This is a genomic window from Sulfitobacter sp. W002, from assembly GCF_025142135.1.
GTDB classification, from domain to species: domain Bacteria; phylum Pseudomonadota; class Alphaproteobacteria; order Rhodobacterales; family Rhodobacteraceae; genus Sulfitobacter; species Sulfitobacter profundi.
The window spans coordinates 1,336,340-1,355,629 of record NZ_CP081126.1; the positions used below are offsets into that span (position 1 = coordinate 1,336,340).

Here is a 19,290-nt window from a genome sequence, read left to right on the forward strand (position 1 = left end):
GTGGATCATTCGGAGAGTGAGGTGATGCTGTCCGCCGACCCTGCCGTGCCTGTGATGGCCGAGATCACCTTGCTCCACTGGGTAAAGGGCGCTTCGGTGACATAGATCGTGTCACCGTCGCGGATAACGAAGTCACGGGCCATGAACATGCCGTTGGGCTTGGTCAGATCGGTCACATAGACCATACGCTGCGCGCCGGTCAGATCACTGCGGCCCAACACCTGTTCGGCAACTGCTTCCGGCTCGTTGCGGAAGACGAAGACGCCGGTTGGGTCAGCCGAGATCGGGCTCAGCCCGCCAACCTGCGCGATGCCTTCCAAAAGCGAGAGGTTCTGCGATTCAAAGGGCACGCGGGCCTGACCGCCGGTGGCACCAAGGGCGGTGAAAGAGCGTGTGTCCTCCTCGACCAGAATGCGGTCGCCGGGGCGCAGCGCGATATCAAGTTCGGGGTGGTCATAGAGGTCTTGGAACCAGATTTTGCCCCGCTGCCCGCCGCGGATCACGGTGACTTGCGCGATTTCGGGAATGATGGTCACACCGCCTGCGCGGGCCAACATGGCGGCCAGCGTGCGGGTGGGGCGCTCAATAGGATAAACGCCCTGCGCGCCGATGGAGCCAATCAGCGACACGGTTGAGCCATCGCCTGCCGCGCGGCGCACTTCGACCTGCGGGTCGGGGGTCTGTTCGCCCAATTTTTGGGTGATGATGCGGCGGATGGCCTCGGGAGTGTTGCCCGCAGCGCGGATGCGGCCCGCGTAGGGAATAAAGATAAAGCCTGCGCCGTCGACCTGCACTTCTTCGAGCAGGGTGGCCGGCGCGCCTTCGACGCCCAAAAGCGGGTCATCCACGTTCTCATACACGGTGATGCCAAGGATGTCGCCCGGTTGGATCGTGTCAGAGCCGACCCGGCCTGCGTTTTTAAAGCTTTCGGAAAAGCCAAGCGCGGGGGCCACGGCGGTGGCACGGGTGACGCGGTCGTTCACGCTGACGACAAAGGCATCGCCCTCGCGCTGAACGGAGCCTGCATAGATTTGCCGCTTGTTCGGCCCGACCTGCGGCAAACCGCAAGATGAGATGACGGCCACTGCCGCCAGTGCTGCGACGGGACGCGCCCACCGGAAAGATACGGATTTCACTGCCCGGTCTCCTCGACCTGAAATATCTGCCTCGAAATCGCCAATTGTTTTGACGTATTACTTTGCAACTTAGCGCAGCCTAACGAAAAAATCTACAGGCCGGAATGGGTTAACTCAGGTGACGACCCGCAACTGTTGCCGAGGGGCCGCGGTGCCCTGTTCCAGCGCATCATATGGATCGTCGGGCGCGAGCATCATATCGACCACTTGGCGCAGCAATTGCCGCCGCCCCCGCGCGGCATAGAACCCGCCCGGAACCTGAGAAGTTTCAAGGAGATAGCGGCGGTAGTCCTTATAGGCGCGGTTGTCAGGGCGGCTGGCCGTGGCAAAGAAATCCGGCAGAGGCTGGTCCGACACGAATTCTGGCTGGGAATAAACCGCCCGGCCAAAGACCTTGAGGGGGATGCCGCGCCAAAGCACCTGTTGCCCGGCGGTGGAGTTCACTGTCACAGCACTGCGCGTGTCGTTCAAAAGCTGTGCCAGCTTGCCGCCACGGACGAAATGCACCCGGTCTGAAACGCCGAAGGCACGTGCCAGCCGTTTGACATCGCGCCGCACGGGGACGCGGCCATCTTCCAGCGGATGCGCCTTGATGACGAGGTGGTGGTGCTGCGGCGCGCCCTTGGCAAAGCCTTCGATCACCAACTCTAGGAAATCGGCCATCGTGTCGAAGGGCGAATGCTTTTGGAAAGAGGAATCATGCTCCAGTTGCAGCAGCGCCAGATGATAGGGAAACCCGCCCAGCCGGATTTTGAGCGTGGACAGCAGGCGGTCAGCGGCCAGCACCGGCATCAGCAGCAGGCGTTTGAGGTAGAGGCGGAATTCCTTGGTCACCGGCAGGCTGCGGTGCGGTTTGAAATTGCGGTAATCGCCATTTCGGAACATCACGAACCAATGGTATAGCGCGCCGTAAAAGATGTGGTGCCGCATGTCGCCCCAGTGGCCGGGGGGCAGGGGGGCTTCCATGTCCGAGCGCGCCAGCGCTGCCTGCATCTGCGGAATGGTCATCTCCATCAGGCGCGAGTTGCCGTTTGAGCCGCCGCGCTCATAGGTGACCCAATAGGGCCGCATATAGCCTTCCTCGAAAACATGCACGGTGATGCCGCGACGCTTGGCCTCGGCCACCGCTTCGGCGTGGATGGGCCGTGTGTCGCCATAAAGCACGATGTCGGTGACCTGTTTTTGCTCTAACAGGGTGGCGAAAACGCTCGGCCAGTCCTCAACCGTGCCGCGATAGGGGATGTAGGTCGATGGATGAAACCAAAAGGCCCGGTCGCCCGCGTTGAAGCCCACACGCCAAACCTCAGCCCCCGCACGGCGCAGCATCTTGCCCAGACTGTTAAAGAAAGGCCCATGCGGGCCTTGCAGGAACAGGAAGGTGCGGGCGGGGGCAGCGGTCACGGTCATACGGGTCCTAAATCGGCGTGTTTTACCCTTAACCACCATATAATAGGGGCGACAATGTGGCGTCACCCGCTCTTGCCTGTGGCGGTGCGCGGGTTTACCACTGCGCCAAACTGCAAAGGAGCCTACCCCATGTTCACCGGCATTATCACAGACGTTGGCACCGTGACCAAGCTGGAGCAGGAAGGCGATCTGCGCGCGCTTATCCAGACAGGCTATGACACTTCTGGCATCGACATGGGGGCGTCTATTGCAAGCGATGGGGTCTGCTTGACAGTCGTGGGGCTGGGCGACGACTGGTACGAAGTGCAGATCAGCGCCGAGACGGTGGCCAAGACGAACCTTGGCCAGCATTGGGCCGAGGGGCGCCGCGTGAACCTTGAGCGTGCGTTGAAAGTTGGCGATGAGTTGGGCGGGCATATCGTGTCGGGCCATGTCGATGGCGTGGCCGAGATTATCGAGATGAAAGATGAGGGCGACAGCACCCGCGTGACGCTTCGCGCGCCGAAGGATTTGGCGCGGTTCATCGCGCCCAAGGGCTCTGTGGCGCTGAACGGCACCTCGCTGACGGTGAATGACGTCGACGGCTGTGATTTTGGCATCAATTTCATTCCGCATACCAAAGAGGTGACCACTTGGGGCGACGCCAAGGTTGGCGATCTGGTCAACCTCGAAATCGACACGCTGGCGCGCTACGTCGCGCGGCTGAACGAGATGTGACGCGGCGCCCTTCGGGGCGCGCTCTGGCCAAGCGGCGCAGGTCAGGCTAAGAGCCGGGCAACAGATAGATGGAAGCAGCCGATGCAATTTGACAAACCCGGACCGGTCGAGACAGGGCTGAGCGACGCGATTTCTCCGATCGAAGACATCATCGAAGACGCGCGCCAAGGCCGCATGTTCATTCTGGTGGACCATGAGGACCGCGAGAACGAAGGCGATCTGGTGATCCCGGCGCAGTTTGCCGATGCCGCGGCGATCAATTTCATGGCGACCCATGGGCGCGGGTTGATTTGCCTGCCGATGACCTCGGCGCGGGTTGATCATCTGGGCTTGCCGATGATGGCGGTGAACAACTCCTCGCGGCATGAAACGGCCTTTACCGTCAGCATCGAAGCGCGTGAGGGTGTCAGCACGGGCATTTCTGCGGCAGACCGTGCGTTGACCGTTGCAGTGGCGATCTCTGAGCAAGCAGGCTCGGCGGATATCGCGACCCCCGGCCATGTCTTCCCCCTGCGGGCCCGCGATGGTGGCGTGCTGGTGCGGGCAGGGCATACCGAAGCGGCGGTGGATATCTCGCGTCTTGCCGGGTTGCACCCGTCGGGCGTGATCTGCGAGATCATGAAAGACGATGGCGAAATGGCCCGTCTGCCCGATTTGGTGGCGTTTGCGGCTGAACACGGGCTGAAAATCGGCACGATCAGCGACCTGATTACCTACCGCCACAAACATGACAACCTGCTAGTGGAGCGTGACAGCCGCACCGTAACCTCGGCCTATGGTGGCGACTGGCAGATGCGGGTCTTCTCTGACGAAATCACCGGCACCGACCATGTGGTGCTGACCAAGGGCGATATCTCTACCCCCGAGCCGGTGCTGATCCGGACCCATGCGATCAACGCGCTGGAAGATATCCTCGGCCTTGGCCCCAGCCCGGCGGACGAATTGCCCCGCGCGATGCAGATCATCGCCGAAGAGGGGCGCGGCGCTGTTGTGCTGTTCCGCGACCCCTATCCGCGCCTGCGGCTGGATGCCGAAGATGACGAGCGTCCGCGCACCATCAAACGCACCGGGCTGGGCGCGCAGATCCTGTCGTCGATGGGCCTGCATGAGCTTGTCCTGCTGACCGACAATCCCGACACGCGCTATCTGGGCCTTGATGCCTATGCGCTGGAAATCGTGGGCACCCGGCCCATCACCACGGAGTAATCGCCATGGCTTCCGCCGAAGAACACACCATCCTGCCGCGCCCGGAATTTGATGAGCCGGTGAAGCTGCTGATCGTTGTCTCGCCCTATTATTCGGACATTGCGAACGGCATGCTGACCGGCGCCAAGGCCGAGCTTGAGGCCGCGGGTGCCACCTATGAGGTTATCGAGATGCCCGGCGCGCTGGAGATCCCCACCGCCATCGGCATCTCCGACCGGGGCAGCAATTTCGACGGCTATGTCGCTTTGGGCTGCGTGATCCGGGGCGAGACCACACACTACGAGACCGTCTGCAACGACAGCAGCCGCGCCTTGCAACTGCTTGGCCTGCAAGGGCTTTGCATCGGCAACGGCATCCTGACGGTCGAGAACAAGAAACAAGCCGAGGTCCGCGCCGACCCTGAGGGGCAAAACAAAGGTGGCGGGGCGGCGGCTGCGGCCTTGCATCTTATCGCGCTCGCTCGTAAATGGGGCCGCCAGAGCAAGGGCATCGGGTTCAAGCCATTCGGGCAGGACACCTTGATGGCCGGCGACACGGATGGATCAAACATCGCATGACAAGCAACGCGCTTTCGGGCAATCAGAAACGTAAGATGAAGTCGGCCTCGCGGCTCTATGCCGTGCAGGCGCTGTTCCAGATGGAACATTCCGCGCAGACGGTCGATGTCGTGCGTCACGAGTTCATCGACCACCGTTTCGGCGCCGTCTATGAGGGCGACGAAATGCAGGAGGGGGATGTGGATCACTTCTCTCGCGTGCTGGAAGATGCGGTGAACTATCAGGCTCCGATCGACCAGATGGCCAACCGTGCCATCGTCGCCAAATGGGCCATTGCCCGGATCGACCCGACCCTGCGCGCGCTGTTCCGCGCTGCGGGTGCCGAGCTCCGCCATGACGATACGCCACCGCGTGTGGTGATCAAGGAATACGTCGACGTGGCGCATTCGTTCTTCCCCGAAGGGCGCGAGCCGAGCTTTGTGAACGCCGTGCTTGACCATATGGCCCGCGAGGCCCGCCCCGAAGCGTTTTAAACGCAAGGGGAAGTGGCCCCGAGGGGCCATCAACCACATCATTATCTTGGGAAAAGTGACGGGAACCGCGCCTGCCGCTGCTGTTTTATATTCCCGAGGACCTGTATGTACAGGTGGGCGCCAGGTAACCGAACCAGGGCTCGGACAGAGCCAGCTCCCTCGGATTTGCTTAAGGCCACTGGAATGTAACGTTCACGAACAGGGCAGAACCCGTCGACCCCCGATGTAGGGTCCATGGGGGGCTGCGGCAAGGGGGCGAAGGTGGATTTGCAAAACTTCTGCGCTCCGCTCAGTCCTCAGAAGGGATAAAGCCATAGCGGCGTAACTCTTCCGGCAGCAGCACGTAGATTTCATCGGGCGGGGTGACCAGCGCATGTTGCATGAGCAGCGGGTCTACCCCCATGTCATCCAGATAGCGCATCACCTCTCCTTGGCCGCGTTGAATATCCTCCACGGCGACAAAGGCAGGCAGAATCGTGCTTTCGCCGAAGTAATGCTGGTGCACCCCGACCGAGGCGCTGTCGGGGACCCTGCGTGCCTCGCCTGCGGCCAGCAGGTAGGGGCAGGCGGAATAGCAGATGTCGCCCTCACGCAGCGCGGTGTCGAACCCTTCGCGGCGCAGGTAGCGGCCCAGTTCCAGCGCATCGCGGACCGACCCGCCGGGGGAGTTGAGATAGATTTCCTCGGGCGCGGGGGAAATCTCGGCCAGTTGCTTGGCGATCCGCTCTGCATCGCCTGCTTCAATGGCGCCTTCCAGCAATGCCGCGCGACCGCCAGAGACGGGCGTCAGGATCAGCCGGTCGGGCAGGGCGGTATCGGGCATCGGCTGGCCGGGATTTGGCGCGCGTTCGGGGCGAAAGCGGCGGGTCTGGTCGCCGGGGCGGATGGGCTCTGTCAGTTCCGGTGCGCGCGGGCCAAAGCCGGGCAGGCGCAGCCCTTCGCCCAAGTCGCCCCAGAACAGCAGCACCGCGAGGCCCAGTTGAAAGATCAGCACGCCGATCAACACCCGCCCCACGATGGGCGGGCGGCGGGTGCCTTCCAGTTCCTCTGAAGTCTCCTCGCTCATGTGCTTTTTATCGGCGTGACGTGGCCGGGGGCGTCTTCACGCGCGCCCTCATCGGGCAAAGGGGCGGCTTCTGCGGTGGGGCGTTTGTGGGCGGGGCTTTCTTGCAGGGCCACATCGACATCGCGCACGGCGGCCAGTGCTGCGCGGAGCTCGGCAAGGGTCAGCGTGTCTTCGACAGCGGCCCCCTCGCGGCCAGAGCGGATCGCGCCTTGGGTAATGGCGAGGATCATCACCAGCACGGCGGGCAACAGGTCAATCGCAATTGCACCGGCCCAAGAGGGCACGAAGTTGCGCGCATAGAGGATCACCGCATCGGCGCTGGAGATCGGCGTATAGGTCGTGTCGGCGGCGGGCGGCATGGCCTGCACATCCTGCGCCGCGCGTTCCAATGTCGCCGCGCGCTGCGCCAGCACTTCGAGCACCGAGGTGATCGTTGCGCCCTGCGCGCCGCGCTGTTCTTCGTTGCTGCCGTCCAGTTCCGGCAGCACGACGGAGGCCGCCAAATCCTGCGCCGCGCGTTCAACCAGTGGTGCGACCGAAAGTTGCCGCAGACGGGTGATCAGACCGGCAAGGCGCACGGCCTGTTCGGAAAATTCGACTGAGCGTGCTTGAACCGGGCCGGGCTCAACGGTCAGCGCGCGCATCCGGCTGAGGATTTGGTTGCCCTCTGCAAAGGCGTCATTCACCAGCGGGGTCTGCGTGGCGATCTGCGCCTCCAGCCCTGCCAATTCCGCCGATTTCTGCCGCAGGACGCGGAACACCGCGCCGCGCCCGGCAAGGCCCGAAAGGCTGCCTGCGGCCTCTTGTTCGCTCAGGTCCTCAAAACTCTGTCTGACCCGCGCAACGTCGCGCTCAAGCCCTTGGGCAGAAAGGGCGATTTCATGGGTGCGTTCTAGCGCGCCTTGGTAGTCTTGCACCGTTTCGGCCAGATGCTGTTCGACCGCCGCCGACCCGGCCAGCGCCGCGGCGTTCAGCCAACTCGACATCGCGATGATCGCCACGGAGCCGAGGCCCATGGCTCCCAAAAGCCCCATCCGCGCCCGCGTCGTGCGCACGGCGGGGAAGAGCCGCAGCAGATAGGACCAAAAGACGAAGATACCGACCGAGACCGCCACGGAATAGGCGATCGCGGCAAAGGCCGACATGGCGCCGTTGTCATCGAGCAGCGAGGACACGCCAAGGTAGGTGTAGATACCCGAGGCCACGGCCAAAACGCCAAGCGCCGTGCCAGAGAATGTGTCGAGCCATGTCAAATGGCCCTCCAACTCACGGGCATAGCGCACCCCGCGCGCCTGTGTCTCACTCATCGGTTCGCGTTGTGCCATGGGCCCCCCTCGCTTTGCTTGTTTGAAGATAGGGGGTTGTGGGGAAAATACCAAACTTTCCGGTTCGGGCTCTTGCGAATGTTCACTAAATGTTCATATTTGTCCCTATGATGGAAAACGAGATACGACAGTTCCAACCCGGTCAGCTTCTTGCGCGGGGGGTGATGCGGCATTTGGCCGATCTGGGTTTCGCCTCTGTTGAGGAACTGGTGCCAAGGCGCGGCCTGCGGGTGGACGTGATGGCACTTGGCCCCAAGGGGGAGATTTGGATCGTCGAATGCAAATCCTGCCGCGCCGATTTTATGGGTGATGCAAAATGGGAGGGCTATTTGGAGTGGGCGGACCGGTTCTTTTGGGCCGTCGACAGTGATTTTCCGGTCGAGCTGCTGCCAGAGGAAAGCGGCCTTATCATCGGTGACGCCTATGGGGCCGAGATTGTTCGGATGAGCGATGAGACCAAGCTTGCGCCCGCCCGGCGCAAGGTGATGGTGCAAAAGTTCGCGACCCACGCCGCCCGGCGCCTGCACCGGCTGCGCGATCCAGATATGGCGCCGAACTGGTCTTGATTGTGGGGCCGGGCGCTGTTCGTGCTTCGAAAGTAGTGCCTTGGCAGAGCGCTGGAATGACGCAATGCTCTGCAACTACCGCTCCCTCAAAGGGGCTTAACGCCCTTTTTTGTCCGCGCGGTTCGCGGCGGCCATGATTTCTTCGGCGATTTCGCGGGCTTCTTCGGGCGTGAAATCCATCGGAATTTCAACGCCGTCCCCTTCGACAAATAGGCGGACCATGCCTTTGTCGGTCGGGCCGATTTGCAGGTTTGCTTCGATGTCGCGTTCGGTGTCGATGCCCATGGGAGCCTCCGGTTTGGTGGGGCTTATCGCTAGCGCGGCGTGGCGGAAAAGGCAAGGGATCTTGCGGTGTTGCGGGGCTTTGGGGACCGGGATTCGGCAAGGTGCGGATGCCTGCGGGAAACGCTGACCCACTATGCCGCGCGTGGTGGGCTACACTGTCGTCTTCTGGCACACCTCTGAACTGAAACGACTGAACAAGGCGCGGTGCAAGGGCAGGGGCGCAAGAACCCGCGGACAGCCACCGAAGTTTCCCCCGGAAAAGGCGATGATCGGGATGGCGCAAAAATTCTGCCGAAAACCGACCATTCTTCTGTCCCTGAGGTCTTGCATTCCTCTGCCACGGGCGCTAAATCCGCCCCAGTGCCGCCTTAGCTCAGTTGGTTAGAGCGCTTGATTGTGGATCAAGAGGTCCCTGGTTCGAGACCAGGAGGTGGTACCATCCCCCCCTTTAGTAGATCGGTCACTCTTTCCAGTGAGGTTGGCACCTGTCCGTGAGGGCTGGCCGCGCAGTGCCGCGCCAGCGTTTCTACCCTAACCCATAGTTAATTTTAGCTTTTTCTGGAACGTTCACCCTCAGCTTTCGTTGTGACCCCAGCAATTAACGAAAGAGGAGATAGACATGAAAACGCTCACAGCCAGCACCCTTGCCCTGACAATCGCAGGCACCGCCGCTTTCGCAGAAGCCCATATGGTCGACCATTCCAACCTCGACAGCGTAGCGATGAACGAGATGCGCGGCGATCTGATCCGCTCGCGCGATATCACCGGTGGCGAGATCTATACCATCAACGAAGCCGGCGACGAATGGAGCCCCAACACGGCATATTCCGAAATCGGCACCGACTGGAACGAGATCGGTGAGATCGAAGACATCGTGCTGTCCAAAAACGGCCAGATGGTCGGTATCGTAGCCGAAGTCGGTGGTTTCCTCGATATTGGTGACAAACATGTCATGATTTCGACGCCCGACGTGAATCTCGTGGCGGTGGACGACCAAAACTATGCCTATGTCACCCGCCTGAGCGAAGAAGAACTGGAAGCGCTGCCCAGCGTTGACGAAGGTTTCTGGGACTGATCTGAACGGTTAACTTTTTAACGAAAGAGTTTTGACCCCGGCGTGGCACTGTCCACGCCGGGGTTTTTTGTGAATGGGATTAGCCCAACTTCATCACGATGCAGGTGGTTGAGCCGGTGGCATAGAGTTTGCCATCCTCGACCCCGCGTATTTCACCATGCGCCACACCGGTGGAGCGGCCTACGTGATCGGTCAAGCCGATGCAGTCGATCACCATCCCCAAGGGTAGGCCCCGCAGGATATTAATCTTGTATTCCAAAGTGGTATAGACCGAGCCGCGCGGCACTTTCGTCATCACCGCGCAGGCCATCGCCGAATCGAGCAGCGTGCCGTACCAGCCACCATGCACAGTGCCCATCGGATTGGTCATGGCGAAGCTCGGCGCGCCGCGAAAAACGATGCGGCCTTCTTCGACCGAATGCAGCGCATAGCCCATGGTTTGGCCGATGGGCGGGCCGGGGTTGGTGCCGTCGAGGATGGCCTGCATGAACTCCAGCCCCGACAGTTTCAGGGCCTCGGATTGGGACAAAAGGTCAGCAGGGCTTTGGGCGATGCGGGGCATGGTCTTCTCCGGCAGATGAATTTTGCCGGAGGATACGCCCGAGGGGGGCAGGGGCAAGCCCCTGCGCCCGAGGTGCTAAGTTTACGCGACGTCCGACAGATCAACCTGCGGTGTCACACCGATGGCGCGGCAAACATCGCGGGTCAGTTCGGCGCGGTTGAGCGTGTAGAAATGCAGTGCGTCCACGCCTTCATCGATCAACTCGCTGCACAGTTCGGTGCACATGGCTTGGGCCAGCAGGTCATGACGGTCATCGCGGATCGCCGCTTCATAGGCTTGGTCGACCCATTCCGGGATGGGCGTGCCACATTTGACGGCGAATTTGCGGGCCGAGGTCCAGTTGACCACTGGCAGGATGCCCGGCGTGATCGGCTTGTCGATGCCCGCTTTGACGCAGGCGTCGCGGAAGCGCAGGAAGGTTTCGGCCTCAAAGAAGAACTGGGTCAGCGCCTCGTCCGCGCCCGCGTCGAACTTGCGTTTCAGCCAATCGATATTGGCCTGCTGGTCCGTCGCTTCGGGGTGCGGGTCGGGGTAGGCGCCCACGCGGATGGTGAATTTGCCGGTTTTCGCCAGCGCCTCAATCAACTCGCAGCTATCGGCAAAACCTTCTGGATGCGGCTCGAACTTGTCGCTGCCCGCCTGCGGATCGCCGCGCAGGGCGACGATGTCTTTGATGCCCGCTTCGGCGAATTTATCGGCGACGTCCATGGTTTCCGCGCGGCTGGCCCCCACGCAGGTCAAATGCCCGGCGACCGGCAAGCCAGAGGTACGGTGCAGCACATGTGCCGAATCATGGGTCAGATCCCGGGTCGTGCCACCCGCGCCATAGGTGACCGAGAAGAAACGCGGCGCCAGTGGGGCCAGCGCCTGAGCTGCATCCCACAGTTTGAACGCCGCGCCGACGGTGCGGGGCGGGAAGACTTCGAAGGAAACGGCAGGCGTGGTCATTGAGAGATCCTTTTGGCGGTTTCACGTCTTGTCTCACATCTAGCCTTGTGAGACAAACTCATAACATTCATCTTGAACATGAGTAATGCCTCACATGCACATTGAGTTCCGTCACCTGCGCACAATCAAGGCCATTCACGAGGCGGGCGGGCTGGCCCGCGCGGCGGATCAGATGAATATCACGCAATCGGCGTTAAGTCATCAGGTGAAGGGCTTGGAGGATCAGGCCGGGGTTGAGTTGTTTGTCCGGCGCTCAAAACCGTTGAAGCTTTCGCCCGCCGGGCAGAGGCTTTTGAAGCTGGCGCAGCAGGTCTTGCCGCAGGTCGAAGCCTTGCAAGATGAATTCTCGGGGCTGCGGGCAGGCAGCACGGGGCGGATGCATATTGCCATTGAATGCCACGCCTGTTTCGAGTGGCTTTTCCCGGTGTTGGAGCAGTTCCGGCGGCATTGGCAGGATGTGGATGTCGATATCCGCCCAGGTCTGGCCTTTGACGCGCTGCCCGCTCTGCTGCGCGAAGAGGTTGATCTGGTGGTGTCGTCCGATCCCGAAGAACTGCCGGGGGTCGAGTTTGTCGAACTCTTTGATTACAATCCGGTTTTCGTAGCGTCGCAAAGCCATCCGTTGGCCGAGAAACCCTTTGTCGAGGCGGCTGATTTTCGCGGTGAGACGCTCATTACCTATCCGGTGGAACGGACGCGACTGGATGTGTTCAGCCAGTTGTTGATCCCCGCCAAGGTCGAGCCTGCGGCGATCCGACAGGTTGAGCTGACGGCGGTGATCTTGCTGCTGGTGGCGTCCAATCGCGGGGTGTCGGTCCTGCCGGACTGGGTGGTGCGCGAGGTGAAATATTCATCGGATTACGTCACGCGGCCTTTGACGGCACAGGGCATAACGCGGCGGCTTTATGCGGCGGTGCGCAAGGATGATCTGGGCAAACCGTTTATGGATGAGTTGTTGAAACTAGCCGGGCAAGAGGCGCGGAAGTTGCAGCGGGCCTAGGCGGCGTTCTGAGGGGCAGCACCTAGCCTCATCAAATCGCCTACCCTGGGGACGGGCAGGCGATGGCCCGGCGCCTGCGGCTTGATTCCGGGCCAAAGGTAGGCGCAAGGCTTACTTCACCTTAACGATTGCCTTGCCAGTGTTGCCGCCATTCAGCATGTCGATGAACGCCTGCGGCGCATTCTCCAGCCCCTCGGTGATGTCCTCTTTCACTTTTACACGTCCATCCGCGACCATCGGGGCCACCTCGCGGTGGAACTCGGGCATGCGGTTCCAGTGGTTCGAGATGATGAAGCCGCGCACGGTGAGGAAGTTCACCAAAATCGTCCGCCACAGCCGCGGCGCGGTGAGGCCAGCGCCTTCGGCGTCGGCACCAAGCCCGCCTGCGTTATACCACGCGATCATGCCGCAAAGCGGGATACGGCCATGCGGGTTCATCAGCGGCAGTACTGCATCAAGCACTTTGCCACCGACGTTTTCGTAATAGATATCAATGCCATCCGGCGCGGCCTCTTTCAGCGCGGCGCGCAGGGATTTGGCGTCGTCATAGGCGCGGTGGTCAAGGCAGACGTCAAAGCCGAAGTCGCGCTTGGCGATTTCGCACTTCTCGGCCCCGCCCGCGATGCCGACGGTGCGCAGCCCTTTGGCCTTGGCCAATTGTCCCACAATCGACCCGACAGGCCCGGTGGCCGCCGCGACGACAAGCGTCTCACCCTCTTTCGGCTGGCCGATTTCGTTCAGCCCGTACCAACCGGTCAATCCGGGCATCCCCAGCACACCAAGCGAGGCGGTGATCGGTACGGCTTCGGCATCGACCTTTTGACACTGCTTGGCCGGCGCAACGCCGTGGGTCGCCCAGCCAAAGGCACCAAAGGCAAAATCGCCAACGTTAAAGCTCGGATCATTGGAGGCGATCACCTTGCCGACACTGCCGCCCTCCATGAGCCCGCCAATAGGCACCGGCTGGGCATAGGATTTCGCGTCATCCATGCGGCCCCGCATATAGGGATCAAGCGACATGTAGTGCACTTCGACCAAGATTTCCCCGTCGCCCGGCTGGGGCATATCCGCGCTTTCTAGGCGGAAGTTCTCAGGGGTGGGCGCGCCGTCAGGGCGGCTGGCGAGGACGATTTTTTGCATCTGGTCGGACATGGGATTTCCTTCGGGCTGATTGCTTTGGGTCCAAGGTGTCATCTTGTGCTGTTAAAACAACCCGCACGCTGCGTAAGAATGCCCCAGCGGCCTAGGTTTCTGCCCCTTGGCAATTGCGCTCTTGCGCCCTATACGTCCCGCCTTATCCATCAAAGGGCGCGAACAATGATCGGCAGTGCGAATCTTAACATCATGATCAAAGCGGCACGCAAAGCGGGGCGTGCATTGGTCAAGGATTTCCGCGAGGTCGAGAACCTTCAGGTCTCGGTCAAAGGCGCGGGCGATTTCGTGACCAAAGCCGACATTGGCGCCGAGAAGATCATCAAAGACGACCTGATGGGCGCGCGCCCGACCTACGGCTGGCTGGCCGAAGAGGGCGGCGAGGAAGAGGGCCAAGACCCCACGCGCCGTTGGATCGTCGACCCGCTGGATGGCACGACCAACTTTTTGCACGGCCTGCCGCATTGGGCCGTCTCCATCGCGTTGGAGCATAAGGGCGAAATCGTTGCCGGGGTGGTTTTCGACCCCGCCAAGGACGAGATGTTCTTTGCCGAGAAGGGCACCGGCGCTTGGATGAACGAAGGCCGTCTGCGGGTGTCGGGCCGTCACCGCATGATCGAGTCGATCTTTGCCACGGGACTGCCTTTCGGCGGTCGCGCCGATCTGCCAGAAACGCTGAAAGATCTGGGCCGTCTTCTGCCCGTATGCGCCGGTGTGCGCCGCTGGGGTGCGGCTTCGCTTGATCTGGCTTACGTCGCTTCGGGCCGCTACGATGGTTTCTGGGAGCGCCGTTTGAAGCCGTGGGACGTGGCCGCAGGCATGTTGATCGTTAAAGAGGCCGGTGGCCTTGTCGAAGCGATCCGTCCCGAGCGCAATATCCTGCAGCACGGCGAGATTATCTGCTCCAACGAGCCGATCTATTCGACCTTCGCCAAAACGATCCGCGGCTGATTATTCGATCGCTACCGTCTGGCGCAATTCGCCGGTCAACTGGTCAAAGATCAGGATTTCATCCGCGTCCGTCACCACCGCATACCAGCCGCGCCCTTGCGTAAATGCTTGGGCGCTGCTGCCATCGGGCAGGGTGATGCTGCGCGGCATGGTCGGGCCTTGATCGCTCAGACGGGTGACAAGCACGAAGATCAGCACTAGAACCCCGCCAATCATCACGACGGTCAAGACCGTCACCATCCGCCGCAGAAACCGCAGGTTCGCCGGTTCATCAGGGTTGTCCGTGTCCATGTCTCACCGCCGCATTGATTTCATTCTGGGCGATAGCCCGCCCGCCCGTCTTGATAAGGCGCTGGCCCGCGATGTGCCAGAGGAAGCGAACCTGTCGCGCACGAGATTGGGCCGGTTGATCGCCGACGGGGCCGTGACGCTGGACGGTGTCAAAGTCCAAGACCCCCGCGCCAAAGTGATCGAAGGGCAGACGGTGCAGATCACGGTCGAAGAAGCGGCAGAGAGCCACATCCTACCCGAAGAGATCCCCCTGTCGGTGGTGTTCGAAGATGACGACCTGATCGTGATCGACAAACCAGCGGGCATGGTGGTGCATCCGGCCCCGGGCTCGCCTTCCGGCACGCTGGTTAACGCCTTATTAGCACACTGCGGCGATGATCTTTCGGGCGTGGGCGGGATGAAGCGGCCCGGCATCGTGCACCGGATTGATAAGGACACCACGGGGCTGCTGGTTGTCGCCAAATCCGACGCGGCGCATCATGGGCTGGCGGCGCAGTTCGAAAAACATACCGTTGAGCGGTATTATCAAACCCTCGTATACGGGGTGCCCGATGCCAATGACCCGCGTCTGCGCGGCGTCAAAGGCGCGTCCTTTGAGGCGGGGAATATCCTGCGCATGACCACCCAACTGGCGCGGCACAAGACCGACCGCCAGCGGCAGGCGGTGCTGTTCCAAGGCGGTCGCCACGCCGTAACCCGCGCCCGCACGGTCGAGCGTTTCGGCACGCCACCCGTTCTGGCGCTCCTGGAATGTTGGCTGGAAACGGGGCGCACGCACCAGATCCGCGTGCATATGTCTCACGCGGGCCACGGTTTGGTGGGGGATGCGACCTATGGCGGGCGGCGCAAGCTGGCCAAAGCGGCCTTGCCCGAGGCCACCGCCGACGCCATCCGCGCCTTCCCCCGCCAAGCGCTGCACGCCGCTGTTTTGGGGTTTGAGCATCCGGTGACGGGCGAAAGCCTGCGTTTCGAAGCGCCTTTGCCGTCCGATATGGCAGCGCTGTTGCAATTGCTTCGTGAGGGGCCAGCAACCCCGTCGGCGTGACCCCGCCACCTCAGGGAACCGCCCTAGGATTGGTTACGTTTTGTTCACAGAAGCTGTGCAACCATGAACAAAAGCGTGAAGGCTTTTGTCTTGAAAGCACGAAGGGGGCCGCCCATATTGCATGTTAAGCGAAATAACATAGGCCCCGATCAAACTGGGGAAAGGGACAAGACATGGCAAATTATGCAAATCTGCCCGCACCGACACCAGAAGGCGGGCTGAACCGCTATATGCAAGAGATCCGCAAGTTCCCACTGTTGGAGCCTGAGGAAGAATACATGCTGGCCAAACGTTGGGTCGAGGAACAAGATACCGAAGCCGCGCACCGCATGGTCACGTCGCACCTGCGTCTTGCCGCGAAAATCGCGATGGGCTACCGGGGCTATGGGCTGCCGCAGTCCGAGGTGATCTCGGAGGCGAATGTCGGCCTGATGCAGGCGGTCAAACGTTTCGATCCGGAGAAGGGCTTCCGCCTTGCCACCTACGCGATGTGGTGGATCCGTGCTTCAATTCAGGAGTATATCCTGCGGTCGTGGTCGTTGGTGAAACTTGGCACGACCTCGGGTCAGAAAAAGCTGTTTTTCAACCTGCGTAAGGCGAAGAACAAAATTGGTGCCTTGGAAGAAGGTGATCTGCGCCCCGAGAATGTGACAGAGATCGCGACCCAACTGGGCGTGACCGAAGCTGAAGTCGTTTCGATGAACCGGCGGATGTCGGGCGGGGATGCCTCGCTCAACGCCACCGTCGGGTCCGAAGGCGAAGGCACGATGCAGTGGCAAGATTGGTTGGAGGACGAAGACGCCGACCAAGCGGGCGACTATGCCGAACGCGATGAGCTGGAAACCCGGCGTGAGATGTTGGCCGAAGCCTTGGATGTGTTGAACGACCGGGAAAAGGACATTTTGACTCAACGCCGCCTGTCGGACGAAACGGTCACTTTGGAAGACCTGTCGTCGCAATATGATGTCAGCCGCGAACGTATTCGGCAAATCGAAGTGCGTGCTTTTGAAAAGTTGCAGAAGCGGATGCGCGACTTGGCGAAAGAAAAAGGCATGATGGTGGTCAGCTAATTCTCGGCCAACTTAACACAGATGGCCCCGCTCGCAGGAGCGGGGCTTTTTTACGTCTGGCTCGGTTCGGCAAGCCTGCCTTCGATTTCGGCAATCTGTTCAAAGCAGGCGGCGAGGGTGCCGCTCTTCATCGCGCGGGCCGCAGTTTGCAACACTTCACGCTGATGCGCAATCTGGGCCTGTGGCTGGGTTTCAAAATCCCGCAGGGACCACCTGATCAGACGCCAATAGGCGGCGCGAAAGGCATCGCTAAGGATTGGGTTCTCAATCATCTCGGCCAGAGCGTTCAAAAACTGAGCGCGGACTTCAAAAAACGCCTCGGCTTGGTCAAGGTCGCTAATGTCCATCATCCCCAAAAGCCCAGCCAGCGACATGAATTGCGCAGGGGGCGCGAGGCTGGAGGGCGCGCATTTGGCGGCGGCCTCGATAATCGCCACTGCCGCGCAGATATCGTCTGCGCGCATCGAATCCTCCAAGGACGTGACGACAGAACCCACACCGGATTTCACCGCGATCATCCGCTCATAGGCCAAGCGTTGCAGCGCCTGTCGGATGGGCGTGCGGGAGACGCCAAACCGCTGCGCCAAGGCCACCTCGTGCAACATACCATCCGCGATGTCGCGATTCAGGCAGATATCCGCCCGAAGCCTATCTGCAATCGCAGCACTGGATTTAATTTGGTTGAGCATCGCCGGCGTCCTTCGGTCTGTTCACATCTTGCCTGATTAACATGTATACAGGTGCTGCTGCGCTTACTCAAATTTTATGGATGCTGTTATGTCTGTCGATCTGCCTTATTTCGATCCCGAAGCGACCTCAATACGCGCTGTCATTCCCACCCTGCGTGGGGGGCATCTGGCGATGACCGGCTTTCCAGGGCTGCTGACCCATGTCGATGGCTCGGCCTATCTGGACCCGCAACAAATGGCCGGAACCTTGGAAGGATTGCGCGCGACCGGCGCGCATCAATTGCTCATCCTGACTGAGGAAGCAGAGCTTCCCGAGGGGGCATTCCCTTTGATTTCCCAAGTTTCTCAACCCCTTGGCCTAAAACTTTCCTTCGCGGCGATCCAAGATTTCAATGTGCCCGGCGACGCCTTCCTAGCGCAATGGCCAAAGCGACGGGCCGATTTTGAGCAGGCATTGGATGCGGGGGAGACGGTGGCTCTGTCGTGCCAATACGGGGCGGGGCGGAGCGGACTTATTGCGGCTTGGTTGCTGATGGGGACCGGGCTTCCGGCGGGCGATGCCATTGCCCTGGTGCGGGATCACTTCGCTGAGGCTATCGAAAACAGCCTTCAGGAGACCTGGCTCCTAGAGGTCGAAAGGGCGGGATAAGCGCTCCATTCGCATAGATCGTGTGAAAAAAGATTGTCGAATTATACGATCGCCCCATTGTCGGCAAGTTCTTGCCCCATTCTTGCCGCAATTGGATCGGACAACATGTATACAGGTTGGGCAGCAGCGGAACCTCCCGAGGGAACGCAACAGCCCACAGAAAGGGAAGACTAACGAACAGACGAGTAGAAAGAGGATTAGACATGCAAAGCCGCTCCATCGCGCCAGAAACATCCGGCCCCATCGCGTCCCTCAATGCAGGTGACATTATCCGCCGTCGGCGCAGCTATGAACCCGTTACCGTCTGTCATCCTTCCGATGAATTTCCCGCTGTTCTAAACATTTGCAGTGCGCGTTTCCACAGTGTCCACCATGACCGCGACTTTGGCAGGGTGGAGGCGGTGGTAGAGGTGGCCTATACGCACCATTCGCGCGCCATGCCGCAAACGGTGTACCTACGCACCAACGTGCCGCTGCGTCCCGCGGGGCAGCGCCAAGAGCTTCGCCAACGGCTCATCCAAAGTGCCGTTACCCTGTCCGTCCTGATCAATCGTCAAAATGAAGGAGATACGACCCTGCGTGCTGCTTGACTCACAGCCCAATGCCTAGCAACTGCACCCCCTTATGGGGGTGTTTTTTTATGTCGGGCAGGCGGTACGGTCGCGTTTCGCGCAATTATCCTCCGGCGCACCGGCTCGGCCTTTGAGCCTTGTATATTCGCGCAAGCCCCCCATTTGTTACACTCTGATGAAGGCAACCCGGGCTAGGCATAGATGTCGGGTGCAGGTCCGTGACATGCGGCCCACGGGCGCCATATCAATGATGAGCATAGCAACAGGAGGGCGTGACATGGCAGGCGGATGGGCGCGTGATGGCGCGGTAAGCGAACAGATCGAAGCATCCATATCGGACGAATTGGCACGATTGAAAGCCCGCCGCGCGCCGGTGGGTGAGAGCCTGACCCATTGCGCGGAATGCGAAGAGCCTATCCCCGAAGCACGACGCATCGCTCTGCCGGGGGTGAAGCTTTGCATTGATTGCGTGCGCGACCGGGACGGGCAGGCGCAGATGCGCGGCGGGATAAACCGGCGCGGGTCGAAAGACAGCCAGTTGAAGTGAG

General features: G+C 61.0%; 23 protein-coding genes, 1 tRNA gene and 1 other RNA gene. 14 read left to right on the plus strand and 11 right to left on the minus strand.

Annotated elements, in window-relative coordinates:
* Positions 1–5 precede the first annotated feature (5 nt).
* Positions 6–1,136 (minus strand): polysaccharide biosynthesis/export family protein, encoded by a 1,131-nt coding sequence (locus K3758_RS06600; protein ID WP_259948955.1) that lies wholly within the window; start codon positions 1,134–1,136, stop codon positions 6–8.
* Between the two features lie 114 nt (positions 1,137–1,250).
* On the minus strand, positions 1,251–2,543 hold the full coding sequence (locus K3758_RS06605) for a capsule biosynthesis protein (protein ID WP_259948956.1): 1,293 nt from the start codon (positions 2,541–2,543) through the stop codon (positions 1,251–1,253).
* 129 nt (positions 2,544–2,672) lie between these two features.
* Between K3758_RS06605 and K3758_RS06610 the strand changes: the two genes are divergently transcribed.
* The 4 genes from K3758_RS06610 to nusB all read left to right on the plus strand — a co-directional run bounded on the left by K3758_RS06610 (position 2,673) and on the right by nusB (position 5,496).
* Positions 2,673–3,260, plus strand: coding sequence for a riboflavin synthase (locus K3758_RS06610; protein ID WP_259948957.1), 588 nt, complete (start codon positions 2,673–2,675; stop codon positions 3,258–3,260).
* An 81-nt stretch (positions 3,261–3,341) separates the two neighbouring features.
* Positions 3,342–4,466 (plus strand): 3,4-dihydroxy-2-butanone-4-phosphate synthase, encoded by a 1,125-nt coding sequence (gene ribB / locus K3758_RS06615; protein WP_259948959.1) that lies wholly within the window; start codon positions 3,342–3,344, stop codon positions 4,464–4,466.
* A 5-nt stretch (positions 4,467–4,471) separates the two neighbouring features.
* Positions 4,472–5,023 (plus strand): 6,7-dimethyl-8-ribityllumazine synthase, encoded by a 552-nt coding sequence (locus K3758_RS06620; RefSeq protein WP_259948961.1) that lies wholly within the window; start codon positions 4,472–4,474, stop codon positions 5,021–5,023.
* Positions 5,020–5,496, plus strand: a complete 477-nt coding sequence (nusB, locus tag K3758_RS06625) for a transcription antitermination factor NusB (RefSeq protein ID WP_120350678.1) — start codon at positions 5,020–5,022, stop codon at positions 5,494–5,496. Before K3758_RS06620 ends, nusB begins: the two co-directional genes overlap by 4 nt.
* Positions 5,497–5,554: 58 nt before the next feature.
* Here the strand turns inward: nusB and ssrS are convergent.
* The 3 genes from ssrS to K3758_RS06640 form a co-directional block, all read right to left on the minus strand.
* Positions 5,555–5,709, minus strand: a non-coding RNA gene (gene ssrS, locus K3758_RS06630) — 6S RNA.
* A 76-nt stretch (positions 5,710–5,785) separates the two neighbouring features.
* Complete coding sequence (locus K3758_RS06635) at positions 5,786–6,562, minus strand: hypothetical protein (protein WP_259948964.1); 777 nt, start codon at positions 6,560–6,562, stop codon at positions 5,786–5,788.
* On the minus strand, positions 6,559–7,887 hold the full coding sequence (locus tag K3758_RS06640; protein ID WP_259948966.1) for a hypothetical protein: 1,329 nt from the start codon (positions 7,885–7,887) through the stop codon (positions 6,559–6,561). Before K3758_RS06640 ends, K3758_RS06635 begins: the two co-directional genes overlap by 4 nt.
* Positions 7,888–7,976: 89 nt before the next feature.
* Here K3758_RS06640 and K3758_RS06645 point away from each other — a divergent pair, with 89 nt between their 5' ends.
* The gene (locus tag K3758_RS06645; RefSeq protein ID WP_259948967.1) at positions 7,977–8,453 is read left to right on the plus strand and encodes an MmcB family DNA repair protein; all 477 of its coding nucleotides are present in this window, start codon (positions 7,977–7,979) and stop codon (positions 8,451–8,453) included.
* 96 nt (positions 8,454–8,549) lie between these two features.
* Here K3758_RS06645 and K3758_RS06650 read toward each other — a convergent pair whose 3' ends face one another.
* Positions 8,550–8,738 carry a DUF6324 family protein gene (locus K3758_RS06650; RefSeq protein WP_259948969.1) on the minus strand — a complete coding sequence of 63 codons (189 nt, stop codon included), beginning with the start codon at positions 8,736–8,738 and terminating at the stop codon, positions 8,550–8,552.
* A gap of 362 nt (positions 8,739–9,100) precedes the next feature.
* Here K3758_RS06650 and K3758_RS06655 point away from each other — a divergent pair.
* A tRNA-His gene (locus K3758_RS06655) sits at positions 9,101–9,177 on the plus strand.
* 180 nt (positions 9,178–9,357) lie between these two features.
* The gene (locus K3758_RS06660; RefSeq protein WP_259948970.1) at positions 9,358–9,813 is read left to right on the plus strand and encodes a PRC-barrel domain-containing protein; all 456 of its coding nucleotides are present in this window, start codon (positions 9,358–9,360) and stop codon (positions 9,811–9,813) included.
* Between the two features lie 79 nt (positions 9,814–9,892).
* Here the strand turns inward: K3758_RS06660 and K3758_RS06665 are convergent, their stop codons facing one another.
* Positions 9,893–10,375, minus strand: coding sequence for a PaaI family thioesterase (locus K3758_RS06665; RefSeq protein ID WP_259948977.1), 483 nt, complete (start codon positions 10,373–10,375; stop codon positions 9,893–9,895).
* 81 nt (positions 10,376–10,456) lie between these two features.
* The gene (gene metF, locus K3758_RS06670) at positions 10,457–11,323 is read right to left on the minus strand and encodes a methylenetetrahydrofolate reductase [NAD(P)H] (protein ID WP_259948978.1); all 867 of its coding nucleotides are present in this window, start codon (positions 11,321–11,323) and stop codon (positions 10,457–10,459) included.
* A gap of 94 nt (positions 11,324–11,417) precedes the next feature.
* Between metF and K3758_RS06675 the strand changes: the two genes are divergently transcribed.
* On the plus strand, positions 11,418–12,323 hold the full coding sequence (locus K3758_RS06675) for a LysR family transcriptional regulator (protein WP_259948981.1): 906 nt from the start codon (positions 11,418–11,420) through the stop codon (positions 12,321–12,323).
* A gap of 111 nt (positions 12,324–12,434) precedes the next feature.
* Here K3758_RS06675 and K3758_RS06680 read toward each other — a convergent pair whose 3' ends face one another.
* The gene (locus K3758_RS06680) at positions 12,435–13,475 is read right to left on the minus strand and encodes an NADP-dependent oxidoreductase (protein WP_259948982.1); all 1,041 of its coding nucleotides are present in this window, start codon (positions 13,473–13,475) and stop codon (positions 12,435–12,437) included.
* 165 nt (positions 13,476–13,640) lie between these two features.
* On the opposite strand from K3758_RS06680, the gene K3758_RS06685 reads away from it, so the two are divergent.
* Entirely contained in the window at positions 13,641–14,426 is a 786-nt protein-coding gene (locus tag K3758_RS06685; protein WP_120350687.1) for an inositol monophosphatase family protein, read from the plus strand.
* Here the strand turns inward: K3758_RS06685 and K3758_RS06690 are convergent, their stop codons facing one another.
* On the minus strand, positions 14,427–14,717 hold the full coding sequence (locus K3758_RS06690) for a DUF6476 family protein (protein WP_067936589.1): 291 nt from the start codon (positions 14,715–14,717) through the stop codon (positions 14,427–14,429).
* On the opposite strand from K3758_RS06690, the gene K3758_RS06695 reads away from it, so the two are divergent.
* Together K3758_RS06695 and rpoH are read left to right on the plus strand one after the other, a co-directional pair.
* The gene (locus K3758_RS06695; RefSeq protein ID WP_259950006.1) at positions 14,716–15,762 is read left to right on the plus strand and encodes an RluA family pseudouridine synthase; all 1,047 of its coding nucleotides are present in this window, start codon (positions 14,716–14,718) and stop codon (positions 15,760–15,762) included. The genes K3758_RS06690 and K3758_RS06695 overlap by 2 nt on opposite strands.
* Before the next feature lie 173 nt (positions 15,763–15,935).
* Positions 15,936–16,832 (plus strand): RNA polymerase sigma factor RpoH, encoded by an 897-nt coding sequence (rpoH, locus tag K3758_RS06700; protein ID WP_259948995.1) that lies wholly within the window; start codon positions 15,936–15,938, stop codon positions 16,830–16,832.
* A gap of 50 nt (positions 16,833–16,882) precedes the next feature.
* Here the strand turns inward: rpoH and K3758_RS06705 are convergent, their stop codons facing one another.
* Positions 16,883–17,521: a GntR family transcriptional regulator gene (locus K3758_RS06705; RefSeq protein WP_259949003.1), complete on the minus strand. Its 639-nt coding sequence runs from the start codon at positions 17,519–17,521 to the stop codon at positions 16,883–16,885.
* Between the two features lie 88 nt (positions 17,522–17,609).
* Between K3758_RS06705 and K3758_RS06710 the strand changes: the two genes are divergently transcribed.
* From K3758_RS06710 to K3758_RS06720, 3 genes are all read left to right on the plus strand, one after another.
* Positions 17,610–18,170, plus strand: coding sequence for a hypothetical protein (locus K3758_RS06710; protein WP_259949008.1), 561 nt, complete (start codon positions 17,610–17,612; stop codon positions 18,168–18,170).
* A gap of 203 nt (positions 18,171–18,373) precedes the next feature.
* Positions 18,374–18,760, plus strand: coding sequence for a hypothetical protein (locus K3758_RS06715; RefSeq protein WP_259949009.1), 387 nt, complete (start codon positions 18,374–18,376; stop codon positions 18,758–18,760).
* Between the two features lie 259 nt (positions 18,761–19,019).
* A complete protein-coding gene (locus tag K3758_RS06720; protein WP_120350693.1) occupies positions 19,020–19,289 on the plus strand; it encodes a DksA/TraR family C4-type zinc finger protein in 270 nt (89 codons plus the stop codon).
* Position 19,290: the final 1 nt, after the last annotated feature.

Coding starts and splice junctions, on each gene's coding strand:
- K3758_RS06720 (WP_120350693.1), top strand. CDS start 19,020: ATGGCAGGCGGATGGGCGCGTGATGGCGCGGTAAGCGAACAGATCGAA.
- K3758_RS06645 (WP_259948967.1), top strand. CDS start 7,977: ATGTTCATATTTGTCCCTATGATGGAAAACGAGATACGACAGTTCCAA.
- K3758_RS06610 (WP_259948957.1), top strand. CDS start 2,673: ATGTTCACCGGCATTATCACAGACGTTGGCACCGTGACCAAGCTGGAG.
- ribB (WP_259948959.1), top strand. CDS start 3,342: ATGCAATTTGACAAACCCGGACCGGTCGAGACAGGGCTGAGCGACGCG.
- K3758_RS06715 (WP_259949009.1), top strand. CDS start 18,374: ATGCAAAGCCGCTCCATCGCGCCAGAAACATCCGGCCCCATCGCGTCC.
- K3758_RS06675 (WP_259948981.1), top strand. CDS start 11,418: ATGCACATTGAGTTCCGTCACCTGCGCACAATCAAGGCCATTCACGAG.
- K3758_RS06640 (WP_259948966.1), bottom strand. CDS start 7,887: ATGGCACAACGCGAACCGATGAGTGAGACACAGGCGCGCGGGGTGCGC.
- K3758_RS06680 (WP_259948982.1), bottom strand. CDS start 13,475: ATGTCCGACCAGATGCAAAAAATCGTCCTCGCCAGCCGCCCTGACGGC.
- K3758_RS06710 (WP_259949008.1), top strand. CDS start 17,610: ATGTCTGTCGATCTGCCTTATTTCGATCCCGAAGCGACCTCAATACGC.
- rpoH (WP_259948995.1), top strand. CDS start 15,936: ATGGCAAATTATGCAAATCTGCCCGCACCGACACCAGAAGGCGGGCTG.
- K3758_RS06605 (WP_259948956.1), bottom strand. CDS start 2,543: ATGACCGTGACCGCTGCCCCCGCCCGCACCTTCCTGTTCCTGCAAGGC.
- K3758_RS06705 (WP_259949003.1), bottom strand. CDS start 17,521: ATGCTCAACCAAATTAAATCCAGTGCTGCGATTGCAGATAGGCTTCGG.
- nusB (WP_120350678.1), top strand. CDS start 5,020: ATGACAAGCAACGCGCTTTCGGGCAATCAGAAACGTAAGATGAAGTCG.
- K3758_RS06695 (WP_259950006.1), top strand. CDS start 14,716: ATGTCTCACCGCCGCATTGATTTCATTCTGGGCGATAGCCCGCCCGCC.
- metF (WP_259948978.1), bottom strand. CDS start 11,323: ATGACCACGCCTGCCGTTTCCTTCGAAGTCTTCCCGCCCCGCACCGTC.
- K3758_RS06660 (WP_259948970.1), top strand. CDS start 9,358: ATGAAAACGCTCACAGCCAGCACCCTTGCCCTGACAATCGCAGGCACC.
- K3758_RS06685 (WP_120350687.1), top strand. CDS start 13,641: ATGATCGGCAGTGCGAATCTTAACATCATGATCAAAGCGGCACGCAAA.
- K3758_RS06665 (WP_259948977.1), bottom strand. CDS start 10,375: ATGCCCCGCATCGCCCAAAGCCCTGCTGACCTTTTGTCCCAATCCGAG.
- K3758_RS06650 (WP_259948969.1), bottom strand. CDS start 8,738: ATGGGCATCGACACCGAACGCGACATCGAAGCAAACCTGCAAATCGGC.
- K3758_RS06690 (WP_067936589.1), bottom strand. CDS start 14,717: ATGGACACGGACAACCCTGATGAACCGGCGAACCTGCGGTTTCTGCGG.
- K3758_RS06620 (WP_259948961.1), top strand. CDS start 4,472: ATGGCTTCCGCCGAAGAACACACCATCCTGCCGCGCCCGGAATTTGAT.
- K3758_RS06635 (WP_259948964.1), bottom strand. CDS start 6,562: ATGAGCGAGGAGACTTCAGAGGAACTGGAAGGCACCCGCCGCCCGCCC.